The 11,751-nt window shown below is 47.6% G+C and carries 6 protein-coding genes; 4 read left to right on the top strand and 2 right to left on the bottom strand.

Annotated features, from left to right (window positions below):
- The first annotated feature begins 211 nt into the window (after positions 1–211).
- The 3 genes from dinD to VN105_RS24615 all read left to right on the top strand — a co-directional run bounded on the left by dinD (position 212) and on the right by VN105_RS24615 (position 8,875).
- Positions 212–1,042 (top strand): DNA damage-inducible protein D, encoded by an 831-nt coding sequence (dinD, locus tag VN105_RS24625; protein WP_325645237.1) that lies wholly within the window; start codon positions 212–214, stop codon positions 1,040–1,042.
- A gap of 356 nt (positions 1,043–1,398) precedes the next feature.
- Entirely contained in the window at positions 1,399–6,390 is a 4,992-nt protein-coding gene (locus VN105_RS24620) for a translocation/assembly module TamB domain-containing protein (RefSeq protein WP_325645235.1), read from the top strand.
- A complete protein-coding gene (locus tag VN105_RS24615) occupies positions 6,374–8,875 on the top strand; it encodes a BamA/TamA family outer membrane protein (protein ID WP_325645233.1) in 2,502 nt (833 codons plus the stop codon). Before VN105_RS24620 ends, VN105_RS24615 begins: the two co-directional genes overlap by 17 nt.
- Positions 8,876–8,921: 46 nt before the next feature.
- On the opposite strand, the gene VN105_RS24610 is transcribed toward VN105_RS24615, so the two are convergent.
- A complete protein-coding gene (locus VN105_RS24610) occupies positions 8,922–10,658 on the bottom strand; it encodes a thiamine pyrophosphate-dependent enzyme (protein ID WP_325645231.1) in 1,737 nt (578 codons plus the stop codon).
- A 136-nt stretch (positions 10,659–10,794) separates the two neighbouring features.
- Between VN105_RS24610 and VN105_RS24605 the strand changes: the two genes are divergently transcribed.
- Positions 10,795–11,187, top strand: coding sequence for a septal ring lytic transglycosylase RlpA family protein (locus VN105_RS24605; RefSeq protein ID WP_325645229.1), 393 nt, complete (start codon positions 10,795–10,797; stop codon positions 11,185–11,187).
- A gap of 35 nt (positions 11,188–11,222) precedes the next feature.
- Here VN105_RS24605 and VN105_RS24600 read toward each other — a convergent pair.
- Positions 11,223–11,751, bottom strand: a 529-nt coding sequence (locus VN105_RS24600; protein ID WP_325645227.1) for a type 1 glutamine amidotransferase domain-containing protein, incomplete at its 5' end; no start/stop codon positions are given.

Raw genomic sequence — 11,751 nt, 5'->3', positions numbered from 1 at the left:
ACAGTGTATTACTCGATGAGTTCAAAAGTGACCGGGAGAAGAAAGGCCAGCTCGAATACTATATTTTCAGGTTTAATCAACGGAATAAACCTGGAATAAAATAATTGAATTTCCTTCAATTTGATACTGTTTGAATTTCGTTAACCCGCCGGGGTTAGTGATATAGTATATTACGTGCATCACGATATTGTGAGATCACGTAATTTTTTTTATGAAAAAAGAATTGATTGAAGCATTGTTCAAACAGTTTGAACAGGCTTGTTACGAACACAAAGGAATTGAATGTTGGAGCGCCAGGGAATTGCAGCAGATTCTTGGTTACTTAAGATGGGAGAATTTCTTTAAGGTCATTGAAAAGGCTAAAAGTTCCTGTGAAAACAGCGGAATTACCGTTTCTGATCATTTTCGTGATATCACGAAATCGATACCAGTTCCAAAAGGAGGGTTACGGCAACTCCAGGATATTGCGCTTACCCGTTACGCCTGCTATCTCATCGCGCAAAGCGGAGATACCCAGAAAGACCCCATCGCCTTTGCCCAAACCTATTTCGCCGTACAAACCCGCAAACAGGAAATTGTTGAAAAACGGTTACTGGACATCGACCGCATCAATGCCAGGGAAAAACTTTCCAGGTCCGAAAAAGTGTTGTCAGGGATTATCTATGAAAGGGGAGTGGATGATAACGGATTTGCCAGGATACGCTCCAAAGGCGATGAGGCCCTTTTTGGCGGCTTCACCACCCGTGATATGAAAAAGAAACTGGTGATTCCCGAAGGCAGGGCCCTGGCGGATTTCCTTCCTGTCGTAACTATTAAGGCTGAAGACCTTGCCACAGAAATTACCAGTCATAATATAGAGGAAAAAGATCTGAAAGGAGAAAGCCATATAATAGAAGAACATGTAGATACCAACACAGCTGTAAGGAATCTGCTGCTGCAAAGAGGCATACGGCCGGAAACCCTTCCCCCTGCGGAAGATGTAGATAAAGTTAAACGAAGAATCCAAAAAGAAGATAAGAATGCCCTGAACCAGGATAACTAAAAAATAATTCTTACCCCAGCCCGCTCTATTTCGTCAATCTGTGCATTTTGCTACTCACCCCATTTGTTTTCCCCCGCTAAAAAAAGTATGCCCGTTACCGTATTTAATGTATTCTTGCAATTACTATTTATTCCCGTATCCCGAGGTATGGATTTTGTTGTACCCCGCTGGCAAGCGCCCGGTTACACTATCCTGCCGGTAAAGTAAACCATAAGTGCGCTTTTGCGTTTATATTCAGTAATTTACGCTTGTAATACATCATAGTGACAGAACCAGCAGAAACCGGAGAAAAACACGGCCGCCCCTGGTGGCGATGGCTTATATGGATTATTGTTGCGGTGCTTCTACTGCCCGTAATGGCTGTTTTATTACTGCAGCTGAACGGAGTCCAAAACTACCTGAGAGAGCAGGGAGAATTATACCTGCGGAAGAAACTGCATACAAAAGTGCAGATCGGTTATTTGCGCGCACGAGGCTGGCAATACCTGGAGCTTCGTAACGTTTATGTAGCAGACACCTCCAACCAGGCCCTTTTTTATACCGGCTCCCTGAAAGTACATTACAACCTTCTTTCCCTGATCAGCAATGAACTGAAAATAGACAAACTGGAATGGGATACCCTGCTGGTAAACGTATACCGGCATATCGGCGACTCCGCTTTCAATTACCAGTTCGCAATAAATGCCTTTGTAACTCCTTCCGGTAAACCAGATACCCTTGCCCCGGAAACAGGCACCACCCTTCAATTCCGGCTGAAAGATATTTCCCTTCGTAAAGTAAAAGTAAGTTATACGGATGCTCCCGGCGGAATGTCTGCTGTACTCACCTGGGATAGCTTACATGTGGATCCGGACGACCTGTTGATTGACGATGGAATTTACGCGTTCAGGGGCATCACCCTCGATGGACTAAAAGGTTTTTTCCGGCAACAATACATAGCGCCTGCTGTTACCACCTCGGCGCCACCACCACCGCCCGCCGATACCAACAGCGCTTCACTTCACCTGCTGCTGAAAAAATTACAGATCAATAACAGCAGCTTCCTTTATGCAGACGAAGGAATGGGTATCTCCACTGCCTGGAAAATAGGCGCATTCCAGCTACGCAACAGCAACCTGGATCAGGACTCTACCCGTATCCAGGTGGGCGATCTTACGATCAGCAATACCGCTGGCTTCGTAATGATGATACCCGGGAAAGACACCATTACGACCGCACCAAAAGACACCACGCCAAATACCTGGCAGGTGTTTGCCAACCAGGTAAATCTTAATAAACTAGCATTACGCTACGATAATGGCGGACCCGCACCTAAAGCTGCAGGCACTGATCCCGACTATAATCACCTGCTGCTGACAGGCTTCTCCAGTAAAATCAATAATATCCGGTATAAGCCCGACAGCATTATGGTGGGCATCAAATCACTCACAGCCCGCGACAAATCCGGCTTTACCATTCGTAAAGCCAACATGGATGTATTGTTTACTCCTTACTCCCTGGCGCTTCGCAATTTCCTGTTGCAAACCAACAAAAGTATTTTCCGCAAACAGGTAATTGTAACCGTTCCTTCCTGGTCCGGCATCTCCGACCACCTGGATCAACTTGGTCTGGACGCCAATCTCGATTCTGTACAGGTTGCCCTGGGTGAATGGCTGCCCTTTATTCCCGATGCCCGCAAAAACAAATCATTTGCACCACTCTGGAATAAACAACTAACGCTGGCGGCTATACTAAAAGGGAACCTGGGAGAACTCAATATCAAACAACTTTACCTTAACGATCACGAAGGCAACCTTATTAAAACAGATAACGGCCAGGTATTCCATGCTACCGACCCGGACCGGCTCAGCGCCAATCTTCCTTCCCTTTATATACAATCCGGTAACAAACCCTTACGGGCCTGGTTACCCGCCGGTACATTACCGGATACGCCCCGCCTGCCGGAAAACCTGCTGATCACGGGCATGTTTAAAGGAGGTATGAAAGACCTTGTAACGGAATTGCAGCTGAAAAGCGAAACCGCTAATGCCAATATTAACGCACACCTGGTAAATATTACCGATAGCATCCGCAGCAGCTACACCATCAGTATTCCATATTTCCACGTTAACCCGGGAGCTATGCTATATGATACCACCTACGGCTGGATGTCAGGAAAACTAAGCGCGACCGGTCAGGGTTATACGATAAATCAAATGGCCGCCAAAGCAGCAGCCCAGTTGGACGAGGCTACCTATAACGCCTATACGTACCACGACGTAAGTGTAACCGCCGGTATCAACAACGGGGCCTTTGAGGCACAAGGCGAAAGCGCAGACAGTGCCATCACCGCCACCTTTGATATCAGCGGGCAACTGGTGGATACCACCATCCAGGCGCTGAAAGCAAATATGGAACTGGCCAAGGCCGATCTTTACGCCACTCATTGGTATACAGAACCGTTAACCGTGCAGGGAAACCTCATAGCGGATTTCAATAGCATTGAGCCTGAGCGCATAGAAGGCGGCGCATTCTTAACAAAATGGCAGATCGCTACCCAGGGACAGGTATTCCCGCTGGACAGCATCTCTCTTACCGCAGAATACAAAGATCAGCAATACATTACTTTAAAAAGCCCGTTCGGTCTGATCAGCGCTAACGGTCATATCGATTACACAAAGCTGGGCGGCGCATTCACCAATATTATCAACAAACCGCTGATGCCTGCAGATTCAGGCCGTATTGTAACAGTACCTCCGGGGCAAATACTGCAATGGAATGCATCCCTGCTGTGGCCCAAAAGCCTGCAGCAAATGATCCCTACCCTGCGCATGGAAGTACCGCTTATAATAAACGGCCGCCTCAATAGCGACAGCAGCCTGCTAACGTTGAATGCGTATCTTCCTAAAATTAATTACGATTCCCTGCAGGTCGACAGTCTCCGCCTGGGCCTGGCTATCCGGGATAGCACTTTACGGCTCGGCACTTCACTGGCCCGTATGGCACATCCTTCATTCCCGCTGCAACACACCTACCTTACTGCATACGCCAATACCGGCGTGGTTGATTTTGATGTGGTGCTGGATGATGTCAAAAGACAACCTAAGTATAAACTGGGCGGTATTTTCAGTTTCCTGGAAGATAATGCTATGCAACTGTCCCTTAAACCCGGGCTATTGCTGAACAAACAGGAATGGACAGTGGCGGAAAATAATATTCTCCGGATGAAAAATGGCGCTCCCGATACTGCTAACATCAAACTATCGCAGGGCGATCAATCCATCCAGATTGCCACCCAACCGGATACCAGTGCAGTACCTGCGCTCCAGGCCAATATTGCCAATTTTAAATTATCTACTATTACAGGCCTGCTGGCCACAGATACCCTGCTGGCAAATGGTATCCTGAATGCGGAAGCAACCGTGCATAACTGGAATCAGTCCCCCCTGATACATGCAGTGCTGAAAGTAGACAGTCTAACGGTGAAGAATACACGCATGGGCACCCTCGATGCCAATGTGGAAAACAGCGGCCCGGGCCAGTATAAACTCACTGCCGGGTTAACAGGAAACGATAACGACGTCAAGATAGACGGTACTTACGACAGCACTATTAATGCCCAACTGAATATCAATAAACTAAGCGTTGCCTCCCTGGAGCCTTTTACAATGGGCAATGTTACCCATATGTCGGGCAACGCCAGCGGCCAGTTTAATATCACCGGCACACCATCCGCACCCAAGGTATTGGGAAGCCTGCATTTCGACAATGCCACAGGTATGGTAACCATGATAGGCAGTACTTTCCACCTGCCCGATGAAGACATTGTAATAGATGAGCGGGGCATACAACTGAATAACCTCGTAATAGCAGACAGTGCCAACAATGAACTGGTGGTGGACGGCCGTATCAATACACGCGATTTCACCAGGTATAACTTCAACCTCGATGTTACTGCAGACAACTTCATGGCGTTAGGCCGTCAGCAAAATCCCGATCAGTGGATCTACGGCCCCGCTTATATAGACAGTAAAGTGAAAGTCCGCGGAACAATGGATCTTCCTAGAATTGACGCCGTGGTAAAGCTCCGCGATAAGTCGAGCGTAACCATGACCTTACCACAGGAAGAACCCGGTCTTGCCAACAGGGAAGGAGTGATAGAATTTGTGGATAAATCCAACCCAATAGACTCCGCGCTGCTGGCCCGTGAGGATAGCATTAAATTTAAAACTACCCGGTTAAAGGGAATCTTCCTCTCTGGTAACCTGGATATCACACCGGAATCTGTCATTAAGATCATTATTGATTCACAAAACGGCGATTATGTGCAGGCAAAAGGTACTGCAAGCATCAACGCTACCCTGGATCCCAGCAGCAAGCTGAGTCTTACCGGCCGTTATGAAATTACGGAAGGTAAATACGAAATGTCGCTGAACCAGCTCATTAAACGTTCCTTTGACATAGAGAAGGGAAGCTTCATTTCCTTTAACGGCGATGCTACCAGCGCCGACCTGGATATCACCGCCAAATACACGGTAAATGCGCCTGCCTACGACCTGGTGGCAGATCAGCTCCAGAGCATGTCTGCCGAACAACGCAATACCTATAAACAACGGATGCCGTTCCAGGTATACCTGATGATCAAGGGAAACCTGATGAAACCGGATATCAGCTTCCGGCTGGATCTGGCCGAAAAAGACAGGAACACACTGAACGGTACTCCATATAATCGCCTGAAACAGATCAACCAGGTGCCATCCGAATTGAATAAACAGGTGATGGGATTGTTGGTGCTAAATTCCTTTATCCCCGATGATCCGATGAACACCCTCGATGGCGGCTCCGGCGGCGGCGTTGGACAGGCAGCCAAAAACAGTGTAAGTAAAATACTTTCGCAGCAGCTCAATAACATGGCCGGTAACCTGATCAAGGGAGTAGACCTTAATTTCGATCTGCAAAACCAGGAAGATTATTCCACCGGTACAGCACAGGAAACTACCAACCTGAAAGTAGGCGCTTCAAAACAACTGTTCAATGATCGTTTAACCGTTTCCGTTGGATCCAATATCATGCTCCAGGGTAGTCAGCAAAATGCCAGCTCGCTGATCGGGGATATTTCCGTGGAATACAAACTTACCCGCGATGGTCGTTACCGTATAAGGGTTTACCAGCGGAACGACAGCCAGACAATCATCGAAGGACAGGTAGTGGAAACCGGTGTTGCCTTTGCGCTGATCATGGATTATGATGAATTTCGCGAGATCCTGCAACGGTCTAAATCCGATACTAAAAAACAAAGACTCCGCGATACTAAAAAAAATAAGAAAGACGATAAAAATACGACAACGCCCGATGCGAAAAGTAAATAGCCATATGATCATTTACTGTTGCCTGATATGCCTGGTTTACCTGGCTGTCAGCTCCTGCAGTACCACGCGCACCGTACCTGAAGGAGACCGGCTATATACTGGCAGCGACGTAAAGTGGATAACAGATACCATCACCAAAAAGAAACCTAAAGACTATAGCAACCTGGTGGATGGAATGAATAAAAGAATCCGCCCCAACAGGAACCGCAAATTCCTGGGAATGCCGATAAAACTCTGGCTGTATAATTTAGGCAATGAGCCTAAAGGAAAAGGACTAAATTATCTGCTGCGTAAAAAGTGGGGGGAACCACCTGTATTATTGAGCCAGGCCAAACCGGATTACACATCCGAAGTATTGGAAGAATACCTGGTAGATAACGGCTATTTCCAGGCAGGAGTAACATCTGCTGTTAAATTATCCGGAAAGAAAAAAGCAGCTATCAATTACACCGCTACCCCCAACCACCGGTACACCATTAAAAGTGTTACCTATTTAACAGACAGCAGCGCTATTGGTAAAACCGTAACATACACAAAACCGGAAAGTTCCCTGATCATCGGGGCCAGCTATTCGCTGGATTCTATAAAGGCCGAACGGGAACGCATACACGCCGCATTGAAAGAACAGGGATATTATTATTTCACACCTGATTATTTACTGGTACAGGTAGATAGTACTAATAGCGGTACGGTTGACCTGTTTGTAAAGATAAAAGATAACACGCCCCTGCTGGCGCTCCGACCTTACAAGATGCATGATATTGTGCTGTTCCCCGACTACTCGCTGGACAACGACTCCGCTTCCACACAGGGAACACCGGTAAACTATAAAGGTATTTATATTGTAGATTCTGTCCACCGTTTCAAATCTTCCGCATTTGACCGGTCCGTCTTTTTACGCCCGGATAGCTTATATCGCCTGAGCTCACACAACATTACGCTGCAAAGACTGATTAACCTGGGAGTATTCAAATTTGTAAAAGGACAATTCTCACCAGTACGCGATACGGCTGTTCACAATTTAGTTGGCGGCGCAAATGTTACAGGAAGGAGAGACGTTGGTGGCAGAAGAGACAGCACCAACCGCCGGGACACCTCAGGCAGAAATTTTAACCGCCGGGATGCCACGTACACCCGCGATACCTCGCAGGCAAGTACCTACCGCGCCATGGTAAACAACCGGGTAGCACTCGACAGCGGCTGGCTGGACGCTAAACTTTTCCTGACACCTTACAAACGCCGCTCCCTTCAAACAGAATTACGCGGTACCTCAAAATCAAATGGATTTATCGGTTCCCAAATACAAATAACAGCCAAAAACCGCAACTGGCTGCATTCTGCAGCATTACTGGAAATCGGGTTACGCGGTGGACTCGAATGGCAAACCGGCAATAAAAGCGCCGGGGGTTCTAACTCATATGGCCTGGGCGCGGAAGTGGCGGTTACCTTCCCCCGGTTCATCACGCCTTTCAGGGGCCTGAATATCCGTACCCCTTATGTTCCTAAAACAAGAATAAGCGCCAGTTATGAACTATACAGCCGCGCAGACCTGTATAACCTTAACGCATATACGCTCCAGTTACAATACCTCTGGCAGCGCACACAATACCTGAGTCACATTTTTGCACCTGTGGCGCTTACTTATGTACTGCCAACTAAAACAACACCTGCATACGATAGTATCCTGAAAAATGACCCAAGCCAGCGTAACGCTATTGAAAAACAGTTTATCCTGGGAGGCAACTATACCATCACCTATAACAACCAGCAGGCCAACCGGGTACACAGCTTTTACCTGAGCGGCAATATCGATATTTCCGGAAATATCGCCGGGCTCATCATTCCAAAAAATGATACAGGACAAAAAACATTGCTGGGAAATTCATTCGCGCAATATGAAAGGTTTACCGCGGAAGCCCGCCACTATTGGCAATTAGGTAAAGGCAAACAATGGATAAATCGCCTGTTGATAGGTTATGGTTTGCCATACGGCAACTCATCCACACTGCCTTTCGTGAAACAGTTCTTTACCGGTGGTAGCAGCAGCATCAGGGCATTCAGGGCGCGTACCCTCGGCCCGGGATCTTACCATAACCCGGCGGTAGATACATCTGCTTTGCTGGCCAATGAAGCCGGCGATATTAAACTGGAATTTAACTCTGAACTGCGTGTACACGTAGCCAGTGTGTTTAATGTGGCGGCATTTATAGATGCCGGAAATATCTGGTTGCAGAAAGAAGTGCCCGATAAACCCGGTAGTAAGTTTGCCTTCAATACTTTCTATAAAGACATCGCCGTAGGTGGTGGCGTTGGCTTGCGGATAGACGCGTCTATCGTGGTGGTACGACTGGATCTGGCCATGCCATTCCGCATTCCTTACCTGCCCGAAAACGAGCGCTGGGTGTTTGATAAAATAAACTTTGGCGATCCGGAATGGCGCAAAAAGAACCTCATTCTTAATATTGCCATCGGGTATCCGTTTTAATATTACGGGGAGATGGTCTTAAAATCATCTCCCCGTAAATTCATACTCACAGCACATCTTTCAGGTGCTTATAGTTCGATTTCACTGCATCAAATACATCTTCATATCTTCCGCTGAGGATCAGTTTTCCCATCCAGAGCGCAAACCCTTTCATCTGGGCAAACTCCACCTTCGGCGGCATAGCCAGTGATTCCGGGTTGGTGAACACATTTACCAGCACAGGCCCGGCTGTTTTTGCTGCCTGCAATAAAGTACTTTCCACTTCTTCCGGCTTACGGACCGTGAAAGCAGTGAACCCCATAGCCACCGCCACAGCGCCAAAATCAGGATTCACCATATCCGTTTGCCAGTCGGGGAGCCCGGCTACTTCCATCTCCAGTTTCACCATTCCCAGGGCGCGGTTATTAAACACAATTACTTTTACCGGCAGCTGGTATTGCTTTATTGTCATCAGGTCTCCCAGCAACATCGTTAATCCTCCATCGCCGCATAAGGCGTACACTTCCCGGCCCGGTTGGGCCAATGCTGCACCAATAGCCTGTGGCATGGCATTAGCCATCGAACCATGATTAAAGGACCCTAACAACGTCCGCTTACCAGTGCCTTCCAGGTACCGGGCTGTCCAAACATTCGTCATACCGGTATCTACCGTAAAAATGGCATCATTAGCAGCAACTTTATTGAGCGTAGCAGCCACAAACTCAGGACTGATCGCATTTTCTTTCCCCGTATCCTCTACATAAGTCTGCATTTTCTTTTGCACTTCTTTGTAAAACGCTACCATCTCATCCAGGAAACTAGGATCTGTATTTTCTTTCAGCATAGGCAAAAGTGCCTTCAGCGTATCGCTGATATCCCCGCACAGGCCCATCTCCAGGGTAGCTCTGCGGCCAAGTCTTTCCGGTTGTATGTCTACCTGGATTATCTTCGCCTTTTCAGGAATAAAAGGAGTGTAGGGAAAATCTGTTCCAAGCAATAGTAATACATCTGCTTCGTGCATACTTTTATAGGCCGATGCAAGCCCGAGTAAACCCGTCATTCCTACTTCATTAGGATTGTTGTGCTGGATACCCATCTTGGCTCGGAACGAGTAGGCAACCGGCGCCTTTAACAGGCGGGAAAGGGCCACTACTTCATCATGCGCTTCCACGGCGCCCAGGCCGCAATAAATGGCTATTTTCTCTGCCGATGTAAGCAGGCCCGCCAGTTGCTTTAACTCGAGAGCTGAAGGACAAATAACCGGCTTCGGATGATAAAGCTTTGTAGAAGTAGGAATATCCTTTGCATCAGCGGCAGCTACATCTCCCGGTAATCCTAAAACCGCAACACCATGCTTATGTACTGCATGTTGTAACGCAGCCTGCAACATACGGGGCGCCTGCTCTGCGGTAGCGGCTACCTGGTTGTAATGACTGCAATCATCAAATAGCTTGATGGTATTGGTTTCCTGGAAATAATCGCTTCCAAATTCATTGGTGGCACAGGTAGAGGCAATGGCCAGCAGCGATGCCCCCGACCGGTGTGCATCATATAACCCGTTAATAAGATGTACATGCCCAGGGCCGCTGCTGCCGGCACAACAAGCCAGGCCGTTCAACTGTGCCTCTGCACCTGCAGCAAAAGCGCCTGTTTCTTCATGCCGTACATGAATCCATTGGATCCGGCCATCGCGGCGTACCGCGTCGTTAATATGATTCAAACTATCGCCGGTTACGGCATAAATACGTTTAATGCCAGCTGTTGCCAACATGTCTACCAATTGATCCGCTACAAGTTTTGCCATATATAATTTGTTAGAATGAGTGCCTGATAAAAACAGTTGATCTCCTACATTGTTCAACCATCCGCCATTCATCAAATTCCGGGAAAGCCTCGGAAATTTGACTTATTTTTAGGCCGTTGTCTAAATCGCTATCCGCATGTATATCCCTGCACCCTTACAACGTAATTGGGTACTGCTGTTCATTATCCTGGTAATGGCAGGCGCCTCTTCCTGTAGCCGGAAAATCACCGAAACCGGGAAAGCTTCCTATTATGCTGATTCTTTCAATGGTAAACGAACGGCAAGCGGTGAAACCTTCCGCCAGCGCGAACTCACAGCCGCACACAAAACGCTTCCCTTTGGCACCCGTGTTACCGTTATCAATATTGCGAATGGAAAAAGCGTGAAAGTCCGCATCAACGACAGGGGGCCCTTTGTACCTGGGCGGATCATTGACCTGTCGCACAAAGCTGCTTCCAGGATAGGCATGCTCAATACCGGCGTTGCCAATGTAGAAGTGAAATACAAAAAGAAGAAAAGGGAAAAATAAACAGGAGTGAGATGCCCCACTCCTGTACATGATAATCATCCTAATTGATGCACGCCTCCTTTATGGGCCGCATCGCCCCGCTGATCATGGGGGCCCTCCACAATTTCTTCGATCATTTTTTTGCAAAATGCCGGCAAATCCTTAGGTGTCCGGCTGGTAACCAATCCTTTATCAGTCACCACTTCTTCATCGGACCACAAAGCTCCTGCGTTTTCGAGATCCGTTTTTAACGAGGGGTAAGAAGTTACTTTCCGTCCGTCCAATTCACCGGTTTCAATCAGTGTCCACGGACCATGACAAATAGCTGCAATGGGTTTACTTTCATCGAAGAACCCGGTAACAAAAGCAATTACGTGATCATTTGTGCGCAAATGATCCGGGTTCATCACGCCACCCGGCAATACCAGCGCATCATAAGAGGAGGCAACCACCTCTTTTATATTCTTGTCTACCTGGTAGTCCTTTCCCCAGTCTTTTTCCGCCCAGGCCCGCACAGTTTTCTCTTCCGGGGAAATAATATCTACTGTAGCACCGGCATTTTTCAATGCCTCCAATGGTTTTGTA

The sequence above is a fragment of the Chitinophaga sp. genome (assembly GCF_035564935.1).
Lineage (GTDB): Bacteria > Bacteroidota > Bacteroidia > Chitinophagales > Chitinophagaceae > Chitinophaga.
This window is presented reverse-complemented; position numbering and strand designations above follow the sequence as displayed.

Excerpts from the sequence above, each read along its gene's own strand:
- VN105_RS24615 (WP_325645233.1), top strand. The coding sequence starts at position 6,374 with ATGCGAAAAGTAAATAGCCATATGATCATTTACTGTTGCCTGATATGC.
- dinD (WP_325645237.1), top strand. The coding sequence starts at position 212 with ATGAAAAAAGAATTGATTGAAGCATTGTTCAAACAGTTTGAACAGGCT.
- VN105_RS24610 (WP_325645231.1), bottom strand. The coding sequence starts at position 10,658 with ATGGCAAAACTTGTAGCGGATCAATTGGTAGACATGTTGGCAACAGCT.
- VN105_RS24605 (WP_325645229.1), top strand. The coding sequence starts at position 10,795 with ATGTATATCCCTGCACCCTTACAACGTAATTGGGTACTGCTGTTCATT.
- VN105_RS24620 (WP_325645235.1), top strand. The coding sequence starts at position 1,399 with ATGGCTGTTTTATTACTGCAGCTGAACGGAGTCCAAAACTACCTGAGA.